Below are 16,159 nucleotides of genomic sequence, written 5' to 3'. Positions count from 1 at the left end.
ATCCATAGCTAGGATGAATTGACCTACGTCTGGCAATTCTTGCAGCATTTCGTTTCTCGTATATATATTTTACCACATACTTTTTCCAAAGGCACTGACTTCTCAGCCCTTAATTTTCATCTCTGCTATTATACGTTCTTCCCTCTGTCTCTCTTCACAATAATCCCAGAAGTCTTTCAATGCTTCCTCATCCGATTTCCACGGCAATGGTATGGGATCCAATTCATCTAATCGCTTCACAAGTTTGCGTACCTCTTCGGTATCGAACTCCTCATCACTTGCCTCCATTACATAAAAATCCAGTTTTTCATTTATCATTCTGATTTCTTCGTCTTTAGTCATGTTAAAACCTCACTACATTATATACGTGACAGTTTTCGACAAAATCTTATAAATTTTTTGAAATTATTTTCTATTATTTTCTATTCCAGACTGCTTCGGATGCACAAACCTCAGATGCACAAAAGATCCCGGGCTGCTCACCCGGGATCTTTTGAAAAGAGATGTATGAAACTATGCGTTGCATTTGTTCCTGTCGGCTCTGAAATGTAAGTGCTTACATCCAGGACCATAATTATTTTACCATTATTTCGACTATTTGGCAAACAGATTTCTCACAGTTGCGACTTTTTCGCACTTTTAGCCAAAATCGCACCTTCATTTTTGTCTAATCCTCATATTTGAAGTAATCGAAATCCGCTGCTTTGCGGCTTCCGCAGCCTCCGTTGTTGGCGTAGATGCCTACCAGCGTACCAGTGTGACGCTTGGGATCGTCGGGCACGCCCTCGTCGCAGAGGTAAATACAGTTCTCCAGAGCTCCGACCTTTTCCCATTTTTGACCATCATAGCTGTAATAGAAAGTTCTGGTCAGCTTCTCCACCACTACCTTCAGATACACCGGGGTCTCCTTCACATTATCCACTTCCGCTATCAATTCCTCACCGTGGTTGCGGTTGATGACCAGTTGGATCTTTCGGCCGCCTTCATAACACAGGGAGCATCTGGCATAAGTAGCAGTACTGTAATAGCAGGTCAGTCCCGCCTGTTCTCCGTCCTTATCCGGGTAGAACTCCAGCTTCGTCTCTGCCACGTAGGACAATTCCTGTTCTCTGCGCAACAACGTATTTTTCGCCCGGATCTCATTCAGCTGTCCATCTCTGGTCCAGATCCGGAAATATCCGGGGTGCTCGGTCAGAGACCAGGAACCGTTATCCGGGTTACGGACGAACTCCCATTCCAGATTCAGCTTTGTATCGTTAAAATCGTCGAGCAGATTTCTCTCATAAATACACTCCGGCAGATCCGGTGCGATCTGTGTCAGGCTGGGACCTTTTCCTTCGTTGACGGTAAACCAGCCGTCCTCCGTCCACTGTACGGGATCCAGAGCAGACTCTCTGCCTACGGTAGTATAGTTGCCCTCGTTAGGTCTTCCGCAGAGATAATAGCACCACCACTGACCGTTCTGATCCTGTACCAGTTTGCCGTGTCCGGCTCTCTGGATGGGGGCTGTGGGATCCTTCTGACGCATGACCGGATTGTAGGGAGAACATTCATAGGGGCCATAGAAATTCTTACTTCTTCCCACATTGATTCCATGACCGTAGCCGGTACCACCCTCTGCCACGATAGCGTAATAGTAACCGTCTTTTTTCATGATATGGGGGCCTTCGGAACAGCGCTCGCCTGTGCCTTCCCATGCAGTCTTCGCAGGACCAGCCACCGCCAGTCCGTCCGCAGTCAGAGGAACCGCCTGTGCCGCCTTGGCTATGATCATATATCTGCTGCCGTCATCATCCACAAAAAGTGAGGGGTCGATATCATCCACTTCCAGACATACCGGCTTGCTGTAGGGTCCTTCCGGCTTGTCAGATACCATCACCAGCTGTCTGCGCATCACGTTATTGTCACGCTTGCCATCCGCATTCAGACGCAAGGTTACATAGATATAGTATTTTCCGTCCACATATTCGATATCCGGTGCCCAGATTCCGTGGGAATCCCGGATGTCACTGATGTCCAGCCATTCCGGGTTCGTGATGGCATGGCCGATGATATGCCAGTGCACCATATCCCGGGAATGGGAAATGGGAATTGCCGGAAAATACTGGAAGCTGGAATTCACCATATAATAATCGTCACCGACACGGATCACCGAAGGATCCGGGAAAAAACCGCGTTGTACAGGGTTATGATAAGTTCTAGGTTCACTCATAGGGAGTCTCCTTTTTACATGTATTAGTCTTTCTATTTGCGCAAAGCTGCGTGTACCACGCTCATACTATAAGTGTATTCTTTACCAACTCTCCTGTCGTGCCAGTTTCCCTTTTATTTTATGACAAATATTGCGTTTTCTCCGGACATTTCAAAATTTGGCATAATTATTCCATAATGGAATACTGCATCCACTCGTATAACAGCTTCGTGCCCTCCATGATCTCGGGCGGAAGCAGCGCGCGGGCCACCAGCTTTAATTCATCGGATTCAATGTCTGTTCTGCGAAGATGGGCATAATCGCCGTCAATGCTTTCTACGATGTATTCAAAACGATTCATAGGGGTATACCTCTTTCTTTGATGTGTTTGAGATAAGTTTAAGAGGTTTTTGGGGGAGAGTCAAGGGGACGCCGCCTTATCTTCGAAAATCGCTCTGCTTTGCAGAGCACGTGCTTCGCACTTATGATTTTCTCGATAAACACCCATAAAAAACAAATGCCACACCCGAAGACTTCGACGCAGCAGCGGCTTATCGCATAAATTGCTTCGCAATTCATGCGATATCCGCTGGACTTCGCCATATCCGCACTAAAAAAGAAGCGCACTATTGCAAGCTAGCTTGCATAGTGTGCTCCCTTTTTAGCACGGCTGCGTCAAAGCGGTCCTGACGCTTACATCATTCCGCCCATGCCTGCGCCGCCGGCGGGCATTGCAGGGGTGTCTTCCTTGATGTTAGCTACAACGCTTTCGGTAGTAAGCAGTGTGCTTGCTACGCTGGTAGCGTTCTGCAGGGCGCTTCTGGTAACCTTTGCGGGATCCAGGATGCCTGCGCTTACCATATCTACATATTCCTCTTTCAGAGCATCGAAACCGACACCGACCTCAGACTCACGTACCTTGTTGATGATAACGCTGCCTTCCAGTCCTGCGTTTGCTGCGATGTGATACAGAGGTGCTTCCAGTGCTTTCAGGACAATGCCTGCACCGGTCTTCTCATCACCTTCCAGACTTGCTGCCAGTTTGGCAACTTCCTTGGATGCATGAATGTATGCGGAACCACCACCACAGATGATACCTTCCTCTACGGCTGCTCTGGTAGCTGCCAGAGCATCTTCCAGACGAAGCTTAGCTTCCTTCATCTCGGTCTCGGTAGCAGCACCTACACGGATCACTGCAACACCACCGGACAGCTTAGCCAGTCTCTCCTGTAATTTCTCTCTGTCGAAATCAGAAGTGGTCTCTTCGATCTGCTTCTTGATCTGTGCGATTCTGGACTGTAATGCTTCCTTATCGCCTTCACCGTCTACGATCACGGTGTTCTCTTTCTGTACCTTAACGGATTTTGCACGACCCAGCATATCCATTGTGGTATCTTTCAGTTCATAACCAAGCTCGGAACTGATCACGGTACCACCGGTCAGGATTGCGATATCCTCCAGCATAGCTTTTCTTCTGTCACCATAGCCGGGAGCCTTAACAGCTACTACGTTGAAAGTACCACGCAGCTTGTTAACGATCAGGGTGGTCAGTGCCTCGCCCTCTACATCCTCAGCGATGATCAGCAGCTTAGCGCCGGACTGAACGATCTGCTCTAACAGAGGCAGGATCTCCTGAATATTGGAAATCTTCTTGTCAGTGATCAGGATATAAGGGTTATCCAGAACAGCTTCCATCTTATCCATATCGGTTGCCATGTAAGCGGAAATATAACCTCTGTCGAACTGCATACCTTCTACCAGATCCAGTTCGGTCTGCATGGTCTTGGACTCTTCAATGGTGATAACACCGTTGTTGCTTACCTTCTCCATAGCATCTGCAACCAGCTGTCCTACAGCCTCATCCCCTGCGGAGATTGCAGCTACTCTTGCGATGTGCTCCTTGCCGTTTACTTTCTGGCTCATCTTACCGATGGCTTCTACTGCACATGCGGTTGCTTTCTTCATACCTTTTCTCAGGATGATGGGGTTAGCACCTGCTGCCAGGTTCTTCATCCCTGCATTTACCATAGCCTGTGCCAGAACGGTTGCGGTGGTAGTGCCATCACCGGCTACATCGTTGGTCTTGGTAGCTACTTCCTTTACCAGCTGTGCACCCATGTTCTCGAATGCATCTTCCAGCTCGATCTCTTTTGCAATGGTAACACCATCGTTGGTGATCAGGGGTGCGCCGAAGGACTTATCCAGTACTACGTTTCTTCCTTTGGGTCCTAAGGTTACTCTTACGGTATCTGCCAGCTGGTTTACACCAGCCTCTAATGCTGCACGGGCTTCTGCGCCGTATTTAATCTCTTTTGCCATAATAATCAGCCTCCAATTTATTTGTTCTTAGTCTTAATTTCTTTTTAGGTTTGCAATTACTGAATGATTGCAAGGATGTCGCTCTGCTTTACGATGATGTACTCTTCATCATCCAGCTTTACTTCGGTTCCTGAGTATTTGGAATAGATGACCTGATCGCCAACCTTAACTTCCATCTTTACTTCCTTACCGTCTACGACACCGCCGGGGCCGACAGCAACAACTTCTGCCTGCTGGGGCTTTTCCTTATTCTGACCGGGGAGCACGATACCGGACTTGGTAGTCTCCTCTGCAACTAACTGTTTTAATACTACTCTGTCACCTAAAGGTTTCAAACTCATGACAACTGCCTCCTTATAACTATTTAAATATCATATTACTCTTTTTCATTTGTTAGCACTCATTTTTATCGAGTGCTAATTTCTATAGTTTATATTAGTTTTATATGCCGAGTTTTTCAAACGCATTCACCGTTATTTAAATAACTATTTCTTTTATTTTCTCGTTTTATCTCCGTTTTTCTAATGTTTTTATATTACATGTGTAAAAATGCGATTTAATATTTCGTTTATAATTCTGAAAATCCATATCCGGTTCATCCCTTGCAAACTCCTGTGCAGACATAAAGCTATACCGGTTACATCGTATAAGCAAAAAGCAGCCGGGGATCTTATCATTATCCCAAGCTGCTTCTGTTCCGCTCTGTATTTACTTTCCCGTCCTATGCGTTCTTGGATTCCTCATGCCATTTCTGCCACCTCTTCTTATAAATAAAGTAGCAGGGGATTCCTACGAATACCATTCCGCCTAAGATATTGCCAATGGTAACGGGAATAAAGTTGTTCAGGCTGTGCAGTACTGTCAGTCCCTGGATCTGCTCTGCGGTCAGGCCGTATGCTTCCTGTGCCTTTGCAACATACGCGGGATTCTGTGCAGCCATCATGCCTACGGGAATGTAGAACATATTTGCAACACAGTGCTCGAAACCGCCGACTACGAAGGCCATGATCGGGAAGAAGATCGCCCAGACCTTACCGACGATATCCGTAGCTGCCGCTGCCATCAGGATCGCAATACATACCAGAATGTTACACAGGATACCGGAGGTAATTCCTTTCAGCGGAGAAATGCCTACCTTGCCGACTGCCACTTTGATGGCATAAGCCCCCAGCAATCCGCCGGTGTAGTCCAGATTTCCGGAAAAGTAGATCAGGGTATCAATGATCAGCGCGCCGATCAGGTTGCTGAAATATACCACGATCAGATTGCGGATACATTCGAACCAGGTCACCTTTTTGCCTACCACGTCCATGACGATCAGGCAGTTGCCGGTGAAAAGTTCTCCACCTACAAATACAATGATCATCAGTCCCACAGGGAAGATGATACCGGCTACGAATCGGGCCAGACCTACGTTGTCAATAGCATGCGCCGCAGTACTGCTGGTAGCTCCGCCCAGTGCAATGAAAGCACCTGCCATAATGCCTAACAGGATCATCTTGCCCAGAGGAAGATGTGCCTTGCCCTCTCCGGCCTTCATGTTATTATCAATGACTTCTGCCGGGGTATTAAAATGCTGTTCCATATTTTCCCTCATTTCCGTACAGCCCTTATCTGCCGTACTTTCTCATACTCATTTACTACCTATATTACACGAAATCTGCGTCGGGAAGCAAGCTTTTCCCCCTATGTATCTGATTATATACATTTCCTCTCACCGTTTTTGTCATAACACAGTCTTTTTTTGTAAAATTTATGCAAAAAAATAGTAGACAAAAGCCGAAATGTGTAATATACTTAAGATGTTCGGCGAGAGCCGAACCGCTTATATAAGTAGATTTCCGGAAGAATTCCCCTTTTACACAATTAAAGTGGCTGCAGGTTTCCCGCCTGCGGCTGCTTTAATTGTGTTATAAGGTATTTTTTGTGGTTTTCCCCGGAATTGCAAAAGTTTTTGCAAAAATTTAAAATTTTCACTTGCTAAATGATAAACATCTATGCTATAATAGCTTTCGTCAGTGATTCAGCTGATACAATTTCATAGGGGAATAGTACAGCGGTAGTGCGGCGGTCTCCAAAACCGTTAACGGGGGTTCGATCCCCTCTTCCCCTGCTTTAAAAAGTCGATGTTATCGGCTTTTTTTATTTTCTGTTTTGGTAACACTTTTTACCTCACCATGGCGCGATCTGAAGAATCACGCCATGATTGGGTGTTATTTTAATGTGAATTAACAAGAATGTTTTTCATCATGATATTGAACATACGTTCGATTTATGTTATACTGTATTTGTGTAATCGAACAGAAAGCGGATGCGATTTTCCGATTGTTAGATGCCCTCTAGTCTTACAAAGGAGGGTGATGCCCATGAATACGATGGAAGTACTTACTCTGTTGTTAGTTGTCTTTGCAGCTTTATCATACATTGACAGACATGGTGACGATAATAACAAAAAGAAATAGCATCCCCTCGCCAAAGTAGATGCTATTTCTTTTCTAGTATTTTACTGAGGGCAAATCGGAATTTTCACTTCCGACCACCTTTCTAAGTAGATTATACACCAAGAGGGATTGAGAAATCAATCCCTCTTACTTTTTTATTTCTCAAATCTCCTCTTTCTCCGCATCCGGCGCAATCACCGCCCCAATAGCGGTAGCATAATCGGAGTACTCCGGAATAGTGACCTTCACATCCCACAGGCTCTTGAAGTCTTCGATGATCTGGCGGCACTCGAAGAATTTGGTCAGGCCACCGATGAGGATATAATCCTTGATGCCGGTGTTCCGGGAGGCCAGGATTCCGGCCTGGCAGATGTTCTCGATGACCATATGGACGATACCAGCCGCGATGTCCTCGGGCTTGGACTGGGCATCCGCTTTGCCGAAGTTGGACGCAGTCACGTCCAGGTTCAGGCCGGGGAGCTTTTCCTTGGCCAGATCGCCGATCCTCAGGTCGATCTTTGCCACATCACCTTTCCGGGACAGAGGGACGATCTCATGGATATCCCCGGTATTCAGTATGATCGAGGACAGTCCGCAGATGGTTCCGCCACCGAGGCCGACACCACCTAAATGCTTCATCTCATTCTCCGTCACCTTGACGAAAAAGCTTCCGGTTCCCATACTGATAACGATAACTTCCTTTTTATCCGTCAGATAATAGCCTCCGGTTCCTGTGGCAACGAATTCATCTACCTTATAGGTCGGACGATCGTATACCGCTTTCTCCACATATTTGCTTCCCACGCCGGTGATATAGACACCTTCCACATCTAAAAGCTGCAGATTATTCTCATACAGATATCTTCCGAAAGCACCGTAGAGGGATGCCACCTGGCTGTCTGCCTTGACTGCCATGGGCGGAAGCATATGTTCTCCTTCAAAAGCTACGATCTTGGTGGTACTGCTGCCGATATCAATTCCTATTCTTACGGCCATATCTTTGTCCTCCTCATAATGAAATGCTAAAAAGCTTCTTTAGAACAATCGGTCCATGGCATCCTGCACGGAGCTGACGCCGATGACACGGATTTTGCTTCCTTTTTTGCACTCTTCCAGTGACACGTAGGGCACCACGCATTCCTCGAAGCCCAGTTTCTCCGCCTCCGCCACACGCTGTTTTGCCATGCTGACCGCGCGGACTTCGCCACTTAATCCCACTTCTCCGAAAGCTACCATTTTCGGATTCAATGCCTTATTCCGGAAGCTGGACAGAATCGCCAGCACGATTCCCAGATCAATGGCCGGCTCCTGGATCTTGATACCTCCCGTAATATTCACGTAGGCATCGCAGGAGGACAGCTGCACTCCCGATCTCTTCTCCAATACCGCCATCAGCAGGTTCACACGGTTGAAATCCGTACCGGTGGTCTGTCTTCTGGGGATGCCGAAATTACTGTGGCACACCAGTGCCTGCAATTCGATCAGAAGCGGTCTGGTGCCCTCCATGGTACACGCCACCACAGAGCCGCTGGCATTCTCCGGCCGTCCGTTCAGCATATATTCCGAAGGATTCTTGACCTCTGCCAGTCCCGTTTCCCGCATCTCGAAAACACCGATCTCGTTCGTAGATCCAAAACGGTTCTTCACCCCCCGCAGAATACGGTAGGACGCATGTCTGTCCCCTTCAAAATAAAGAACAGTATCCACCATATGTTCCAGCACTCTGGGACCTGCCACCGTACCTTCCTTGGTCACATGGCCTACAATGAAGATTGAGATTCCCAGTCCCTTTGCTAGCTGCAGCAAAATACCGGTGGATTCCCGCACCTGAGACACGCTTCCCGGCGCCGCCGACACGTTCTCGTTGTACATGGTCTGTATGGAGTCGATGATCACGACCTCCGGCTTGCTCTTGCGGATCACTTCACTGATGATATCCAGATTCGTCTCACACAGTAGCAGCATATGCTCCGAAAAAGCCCCCAGACGGTCCGCCCGCATCTTGATCTGTACCTTGGATTCCTCACCGGAAATATACAATACTTTATGTCCCGCCGTGGATAAGTTATGGCAGACCTGCAATAACAGTGTGGATTTACCGATACCGGGGTCTCCGCCTACCAGCGTCAGAGATCCCTGCACAATGCCGCCCCCCAGCACCCGGTCCAGTTCCTTAATTCCGGTGAGAGTCTTATTTTCCTCCCGGATAGCGATCTCCGACAGCACACAGGGCTCCGAAGCCTCTCTCCTGTCTCTCTTTGCACCGTTTCCGGTATTTTTCAATTCCGTTTTATCTATCGTCTCTTCCACGAAAGTATTCCACTCTCTGCAGCCGGGACATTGTCCCAGCCATTTCGTGGATTCATAGCCACAGTTCTGACAGAAAAATACAGTGGCCATCTTTCCTTTTGCCATGCTCTCTCCTCAATCATTGTAATACCTATTCAGCCCCCGCAAAACCGCCTCCGGAAACTCTGAATATTTAAAAAAAGCCCAGTCACGAAGTACTACAATATCCTCCGTGCCTGGACTCCTTTGCAGTGCGTCCTTACGCCTCTACGATCTTAACAGATACTTCACCTGCTGCTTCCAGTTCTACGCTCAGGCTCAGTTTGCCGCCAAGTCCGGTTTTCATGGTTCCTACGTTCTTACCGTCGATAAATACTTCGTACTCGGTATCGTCCTTCAGTCCTACAGTGATCTGGGAATCCTCGTCACCTTCTACGATAAACTCCACACTGTTGTCAGCTTCCTTGAACTCCAGTACACTGGTTCCGGGAACAGATTCATATAAAAACATGCCGTTCTTTTCCAGCTTTGTCATCTCATTGTAGGTCTTAACCTTCAGCAGATCTCCTGCATGCTCATAATCTTCCACTTTTGCCTTCTTGGCCAGCTTGTGATTACCAAAACTGATAGATCCGTCTGCTTCACTGCGAAGTATTTCTTCCACTACTGCCATCTGTCTGTCCTCCTGAAAGTAACTGCATCCGCAATACATCTTTCTCTTTCGTTCTTTGCGAATGGGGTTTGAATAGTTACAGTATAATATATCTCACCCTGTTTTTCTACAAAAAGTTTTATTTATTTTGTAACTATTCAGAGTCATGTAAATTGTGTCATAGGTACGTCGAATGCTTGCATTCGTAAGAACCTTTGACGTAATTTATAGGACGAAGTAACCTCAATGAGCAAAAGGAACGCTCTGCAAGAGCGATTTTGCAAATTGAGTGACTGAATAGTTACAAATACTTAATTTTTCACGGTAAATACAACTTTTCCATCCTTGAATCCGGCAGATACCTTATCTCCCGGTACCACCTTTTTCTGCAGGATCTCCTCTGCCAGAGCATCCTCTACCACGGACTGGATCGCACGCTTCAAGGGTCTTGCTCCCATCTTGTTATCCGCATATTTGGATACCAGATGCTCCTTCAGCGCTGCTGTGATGGTCAGATGGATCCCCAGCTGATCCTCACATCTCTTGTACAGATTGGATGCCAGAAGATTCACGATCTCCTTCATGTTCTCATTGTTCAGCTGGTGGAACACGATAATATCATCAATACGGTTGATAAATTCCGGCTTGAAGCTGCGCTTTACTTCTTCCATGACATTGGATTTCATCTTCTCGTAATCCTTTGTCTCGCTCTTCTCTGTGGCAAAGCCCAGATTCTTGGGATCCACGATACGCTGTGCACCCGCATTGGAAGTCATGATCAGCACAGTGTTCTTGAAGCTGACCTTGCGTCCCTTGGAGTCCGTGATATGACCGTCATCCAGTACCTGCAAAAGTACATTAAATACATCCGGATGCGCTTTCTCGATCTCGTCAAACAGAACAACAGAGTAGGGATTACGGCGAACCTTCTCGCTCAGCTGTCCGCCTTCTTCAAAGCCTACATATCCGGGCGGTGATCCGATCATCTTGGAGACCGAATGGCCTTCCATGTATTCGGACATATCAACACGGATCATGGCATCTTCAGAGCCGAACATGGCTTCTGCCAATGCCTTGGACAGTTCCGTCTTACCAACACCGGTAGGACCTAAGAACAGGAAGGAGCCGATGGGACGGTTGGGATCCTTCAGACCCACACGGCCTCTGCGCATGGCCCTGGCCACTGCAGTCACTGCTTCCTCCTGGCCGATGACACGCTTATGCAGCGTCTTCTCCAGTTTTAACAGTCGTTCGCTCTCTTTTTCCGCCAGCTTCTGTACGGGGATCTTGGTCCACTGGGCAACGACCTCGGCGATTTCATTCTCACCGATACTGATAACATTGCCCGCTTCCTGTTTCTCCCGCTTTTTCATCAGGCGGTCATATTTTTTCACCAGCGCATCCTGCTGCTTCTTGATCTCTGCCATCTGGTCAAATGCTTCCATGCGGATAGCTCTCTCCATCTCCTGATCCATCTCGTGGATACGGTCAGCGATCTCCTTCGCTTTATCCGGGGCATCCAATGCACTCAGTCTTGCGCTTGCCGAAGCTTCATCGATCAGATCGATGGCCTTATCCGGCAGATTTCTGTCATTGATATAACGGCTGGACAATCTGACAGCAGCCTCAATGGCCTCCGGGGTGATCTGCACATGGTGATGATCCTCATATTTTCCTTTGATGCCCTCCAGAATACGGACCGCCTCTTCCTCTGTAGGTTCTTCCACAGTCACCGGCTGGAATCTGCGCTCCAGAGCCGCATCCTTCTCAATATACTTGCGGTATTCCGCAATGGTGGTGGCACCAATCAGCTGGATCTCTCCACGGGCCAGGGAAGGCTTCATGATATTGGAAGCGTCAATGGCGCCTTCCGCACCTCCGGCACCAATGATCGTATGAAGTTCATCCAGGAATAAAATAATATTCCCGTCCTCCGTCACTTCCTTCAATACCTTCTTGATACGTTCCTCGAACTCGCCACGGTACTTACTTCCTGCCACCATTCCCGACAAATCTAGTGTCAGTACTCTCTTATTCTGCACGGTAAAAGGTACGTCTCCTGCCACAATGCGGGCTGCCAGACCTTCTACCACGGCGGTCTTACCTACACCGGGTTCTCCGACGAGACAGGGATTGTTCTTCGTGCGGCGACTTAAGATCTGCACTACTCTGCGGATCTCTTCTTCTCTGCCTACCACAGGATCCAATTTTCCTTCTCTGGCCAGAGCCGTCAGGTCTCTGCTGTATTGTTCCAGTGTAGACTGCTTCGCCTTGCGGTCTCCCTTTTTCCCCAGACCTTCCTTGTACAGATTGCCGTCCTGTCCGATGGCGATCAGGGTATCTACATAGATCTTCTGCACATTGGCTCCCAACGTGTTCAGCAGACGCACGGCAACATTCTCGCCCTCTTTGATCAGTGCAAGAAGCAGATGCTCCGTGCCGGTCTGCTTCTGTCCGAAACGGGCAGCCTGGCGGTGTGCCTCTTCCAGAATCCGGGCAGCTCTGGGAGAATATCCCTCTTTGTCCTTCACGGCCACACCGTTTTCAAAGGCGATCAGATCCCGGATCATTTCCATGACCTGATCCACTTCTACTCCGTTATCCGCCAACACTTTTGCGGCTACACCGGTATCTTCCTTTAGGAGTCCCACCAGAATGTGTTCGGTCCCGATATAGCCCTGTTTCAGGCCTCTGGCACATCTGCCGGCCTGGGCAAGCGCATTCTGCGCTTTATCCGTAAACTGTGACTGCATCAATTCAGTCCTCCATATTCTTCATAAATTTCATCAATCAATTCATGTACTTCCTGCCTGGAAATATTTTTGCAGCTGCTCTTAGCAAGTATTACCTGCAGTTCCTTCCGCAATTCATCCACCGCACGCATACGGTCCACATCCAGAGCGATCACGGCTCCCTTTCGCCTGTCGACCTTGACATAGCCCTCCTGCTTCAGAACCGTATAGGCCTTATTTACAGTATGCATATTGATCCCGATGGTATCCGCCAGCTGCCGTACACTCGGCAGGGAATCTCCCTCATGAAACTGTGACGTGGCAATTCCCATGATGATCTGATTGCGCAGTTGCATATAGAGCGCTTCATTACTGTTGAAATCTATCTCTATTATCATCAAAATCACTCCCTTCCCACTGTCACCGATTGTTATACGTCTATTATAACAGTGAGGGCGGTGCTGTCAACTGCAGACCGGGAAAGTTTATCAAAATTTTAAAAAGAAAGCGGCATCCCACTCTCGTAAGATGCCGTTTCCGGTCTTTTTATTCCTATTGTTCTTCGTCGCCGTCCCAGTTCAGGAATTCGAATTCGAACTCGTCATCATCGGACATGAAGTTCTTGGACTTCCAGCCGGGATCCTGCGGATTACCGTTATTCTGTGCCGGTTTTACCGGTCTGTCTACTTGCGGTGCGGATCTTCCGGTCTGGGGTGCTGCAGGTCTGGTTCCCTGCGGTGCGGGTCTTCCGGTCTGGGGTGCTGCAGGTCTGGTTCCCTGCGGTGCGGGTCTTCCGGTCTGGGGTGCTGCAGGTCTGGTTCCCTGCGGTGCCGGTCTTCCGGCCTGGGGTGCCGTAGGTCTGGCTCCCTGTGTTGCGGGTCTTGCCTGCTGGCCTGCCGGTCTCTGTCCCTGCACCGGTCTGCCGCCCTGTCCGGCGGGCTTTCCTGCGGGACGTCTCTCTGCTCCCACTTCATGCATCACTTTCTGGCCACCCTGGGTTCTGCCGCCCTGAGGTGCCGGTCTTCCACCCTGACCTCTGCCGGTCTGGGGTCTGTCCACTCTTCTTCTGCGAAGTGCTGCTTCCTCCGCATCAGAGAAATCAGCCGCATCCGTCATATCCTTGATCTTGAAGATCAGCAGAGTGACTGCTGCCGCCGCTGCCACCAGAAGAATGACAAGAATAATGATCACGACCTTCTGACTGGTGATCTTCTTCTGATTGGTCTCAAACTGCGCATTGATCTCAGTAATCTGGTCAATAGAGCTGAACAGATCATCGATCTTGTATTGTTTCTGTCCTACCATATCTAACAGATACCATGCATCTCCCTGCAACTGGGTATCCCAGTCCTTGGAAGTGGTCTGTGTATCTTCGGCGGGCTGTTCTTCCGAAGGCTGTTCTTCCGCAGGCTGCTCTGTGGAAGGTGCCTGCAGTTCTCCGGATAACGCCACATAATCGGAACGGATAAATCCGGTCACTTCGGTATTGTTGGCGATGAAATTCACCTGATACCAGGTATTGCCGTCCGTACCGGTAGCCTGTCCGGTGACGGTCAGAGCCATTCCGTTCTCTGCTGTGGTTACGATCTGGCTCGTGGTAGATGCATTGCTGCGCACACGCACCGACTGTCCGCCCGTCACGGTAGCACTTACAGGCTCCACCGCTGTGACATCCACCGGTGTTTCATTCACTGCCGGAGCCGGTGTTGCTGCGGTAGTCGTCGTTGTAGTTGTCATGGTGGTCGTAGTTGAAGAAGACGGCGGGGTAGATCCGTCGGTAATGCTTACCAGATCGGAACGAATATATCCCAGCGTATTCGCATCCACATATACCTCATACCAGGTATAGCCATCCGCTCCCTTGGTCTGGCTCTTGATGGAAATGGTCTTATCCTTTGCCGCACTGCCGATGACTTCACTGGAAGAATCCGCGCTCTTACGGATCTTTGCACTGGATGCTGTTACCTTGGCTGCGCTTTCCGCATGGCTGACAAACGCCAGATTCTCGGCAAAAAGTCCTGCTCCCAGCACAAGCACCAATGCAAACATTCCCCAGAAAGCCTTGAATTTACTTGTTCTCTGTACTGTCTTTTTCATCTGCAACTCCTTCTGTATCCTGACATGTCTTACGCTTCATCGATTGCCTTGCCAATGTCATGACGCATGTATTTGTTCTCGAAGGTGATCCATTCCGTTGCCGCATAGGCATTGGCACGGGCCTCCTTCAGGGTAGCTCCCTTGGCTGTCACTCCCAGAACACGTCCGCCGTTTGTCACGATTCCCTTGTCTGTGAGCTTCGTTCCCGCATGGAAACAATAATAGCCGTCTTTTCCGTTGAACTTCTCCAGTCCGTTTATCACATAACCCTTCTCATAGGATACCGGATAGCCATCACTGGCCAGAACCACACAGACTGCAGCATTGTCTTCAAACTGCAGATCGATCTGATCCAGAGTACCGTCCACACAAGCCTCCATGACCTCGATAATATCGTTCTTCATGCGGGGCAGTACCACCTGTGCCTCCGGGTCACCGAATCTTGCATTGTACTCCAGTACTTTGGGGCCGTTCGGTGTCAGCATCAGTCCGAAGAAAATAACGCCTTTGAAAGGTCTGCCTTCCGCTGCCATGGCATCCACCGTAGCCTGGTAAATATATTTCTTGCAGAATGCATCCACTTCTTCGGTATAGAACGGGCTGGGAGAAAAGGTTCCCATACCGCCGGTATTCAGTCCCTGATCGCCGTCCTTCGCTCTCTTGTGATCCTGTGCAGAAGTCATGATCCGGATGGTCTTGCCATCTACAAAGGAAAGTACACTGACTTCTCTTCCGGTCATAAACTCTTCGATGACCATACGATTACCAGCCGCACCGAATTTCTTGTCCAGCATGATCTCATCCACGCCTGCCAGAGCTTCCTCCAACGTATTGCAGATCAGTACGCCTTTTCCCAGTGCCAGGCCATCTGCCTTCAGCACGGTAGGGAAATTTGCCTGCTCCTTCAGATATTTGATGGCATCCTCCGCATTATCGAAATTCTCATAGGCTGCGGTAGGAATATTATATTTTTTCATAAGATCCTTGGAAAAAGCCTTGCTGCCCTCCAGGATTGCTGCATTTTTACGGGGTCCGAAAGCACGCAGGCCCTCTGCCTCCAGTGCATCTACCAGTCCGCCTACCAGAGGATCGTCCATACCTACGATGGTCAGGTCAACGGCCTGTTCCTTCGCAAAAGCAACGATCTTGTCAAATTCCATGGCTCCGATGGGAACACATTCTGCGATCTGACCGATTCCGGCATTGCCCGGAGCACAATAGATCTTCTCTACCTTAGGACTCTTTGCAACACAGGTTGCAATGGCATGCTCTCTGCCACCGCCACCTACGATCAATACTTTCATACCCATATTATGTTTCTCCTTATTCCGTAACTATTCACCCCCCATTCGCAAAACCGCCTCTGCGAGGCTTTCCTGAATAACATGTTTGTATGCTATTTGCTCATGGTGATTACTTCGCCCATTGGCTCTGAATA

At 48.7% G+C, this 16,159-nt stretch carries 13 protein-coding genes and 1 tRNA gene; 1 reads left to right on the top strand and 13 read right to left on the bottom strand.

The genetic code is table 11. The features are described from left to right. Nucleotides 1-102: 102 nt before the first annotated feature. The 6 genes from ACLTOH_RS11500 to ACLTOH_RS11475 form a co-directional block, all read right to left on the bottom strand. A complete protein-coding gene (locus ACLTOH_RS11500) occupies nt 103-342 on the bottom strand; it encodes a hypothetical protein (protein WP_055194534.1) in 240 nt (79 codons plus the stop codon). Between the two features lie 325 nt (nt 343-667). Next, nucleotides 668-2,212 (bottom strand): glycoside hydrolase family 43 protein, encoded by a 1,545-nt coding sequence (locus tag ACLTOH_RS11495; RefSeq protein ID WP_412224141.1) that lies wholly within the window; start codon nt 2,210-2,212, stop codon nt 668-670. A 166-nt stretch (nt 2,213-2,378) separates the two neighbouring features. Next, nucleotides 2,379-2,552, bottom strand: coding sequence for a hypothetical protein (locus ACLTOH_RS11490; RefSeq protein WP_022153764.1), 174 nt, complete (start codon nt 2,550-2,552; stop codon nt 2,379-2,381). Between the two features lie 332 nt (nt 2,553-2,884). Next, on the bottom strand, nt 2,885-4,510 hold the full coding sequence (gene groL, locus ACLTOH_RS11485) for a chaperonin GroEL (protein WP_117465882.1): 1,626 nt from the start codon (nt 4,508-4,510) through the stop codon (nt 2,885-2,887). A 56-nt stretch (nt 4,511-4,566) separates the two neighbouring features. Then, a complete protein-coding gene (gene groES, locus ACLTOH_RS11480) occupies nt 4,567-4,851 on the bottom strand; it encodes a co-chaperone GroES (protein ID WP_117465883.1) in 285 nt (94 codons plus the stop codon). Nucleotides 4,852-5,231: 380 nt separating this feature from the next. Beyond that, nucleotides 5,232-6,095, bottom strand: coding sequence for a formate/nitrite transporter family protein (locus ACLTOH_RS11475; RefSeq protein WP_412224140.1), 864 nt, complete (start codon nt 6,093-6,095; stop codon nt 5,232-5,234). A 457-nt stretch (nt 6,096-6,552) separates the two neighbouring features. Between ACLTOH_RS11475 and ACLTOH_RS11470 the strand changes: the two genes are divergently transcribed. Beyond that, nucleotides 6,553-6,623 (top strand) — tRNA-Trp (locus ACLTOH_RS11470). A gap of 490 nt (nt 6,624-7,113) precedes the next feature. Here the strand turns inward: ACLTOH_RS11470 and coaW are convergent. The 7 genes from coaW to purD form a co-directional block, all read right to left on the bottom strand. Next, on the bottom strand, nt 7,114-7,947 hold the full coding sequence (gene coaW, locus ACLTOH_RS11465) for a type II pantothenate kinase (protein ID WP_022313427.1): 834 nt from the start codon (nt 7,945-7,947) through the stop codon (nt 7,114-7,116). Nucleotides 7,948-7,986: 39 nt separating this feature from the next. Further along, nucleotides 7,987-9,366 carry a DNA repair protein RadA gene (radA, locus tag ACLTOH_RS11460; protein WP_412224139.1) on the bottom strand — a complete coding sequence of 460 codons (1,380 nt, stop codon included), beginning with the start codon at nt 9,364-9,366 and terminating at the stop codon, nt 7,987-7,989. A gap of 133 nt (nt 9,367-9,499) precedes the next feature. Then, the gene (locus ACLTOH_RS11455; protein WP_227062253.1) at nt 9,500-9,913 is read right to left on the bottom strand and encodes an endosialidase; all 414 of its coding nucleotides are present in this window, start codon (nt 9,911-9,913) and stop codon (nt 9,500-9,502) included. A gap of 290 nt (nt 9,914-10,203) precedes the next feature. Next, on the bottom strand, nt 10,204-12,645 hold the full coding sequence (locus tag ACLTOH_RS11450; protein WP_412224137.1) for an ATP-dependent Clp protease ATP-binding subunit: 2,442 nt from the start codon (nt 12,643-12,645) through the stop codon (nt 10,204-10,206). Further along, nucleotides 12,645-13,022, bottom strand: a complete 378-nt coding sequence (locus ACLTOH_RS11445) for a GntR family transcriptional regulator (RefSeq protein WP_022312745.1) — start codon at nt 13,020-13,022, stop codon at nt 12,645-12,647. Before ACLTOH_RS11445 ends, ACLTOH_RS11450 begins: the two co-directional genes overlap by 1 nt. A gap of 154 nt (nt 13,023-13,176) precedes the next feature. Next, on the bottom strand, nt 13,177-14,721 hold the full coding sequence (locus ACLTOH_RS11440; protein WP_412224136.1) for an SH3 domain-containing protein: 1,545 nt from the start codon (nt 14,719-14,721) through the stop codon (nt 13,177-13,179). A 29-nt stretch (nt 14,722-14,750) separates the two neighbouring features. Beyond that, the gene (gene purD, locus ACLTOH_RS11435) at nt 14,751-16,025 is read right to left on the bottom strand and encodes a phosphoribosylamine--glycine ligase (protein ID WP_337536996.1); all 1,275 of its coding nucleotides are present in this window, start codon (nt 16,023-16,025) and stop codon (nt 14,751-14,753) included. Nucleotides 16,026-16,159: the final 134 nt, after the last annotated feature.

The organism is Waltera sp. (assembly GCF_046969025.1).
Taxonomy (GTDB): Bacteria; Bacillota; Clostridia; order Lachnospirales; family Lachnospiraceae; genus Acetatifactor; species Acetatifactor acetigignens.
This window is presented reverse-complemented; position numbering and strand designations above follow the sequence as displayed.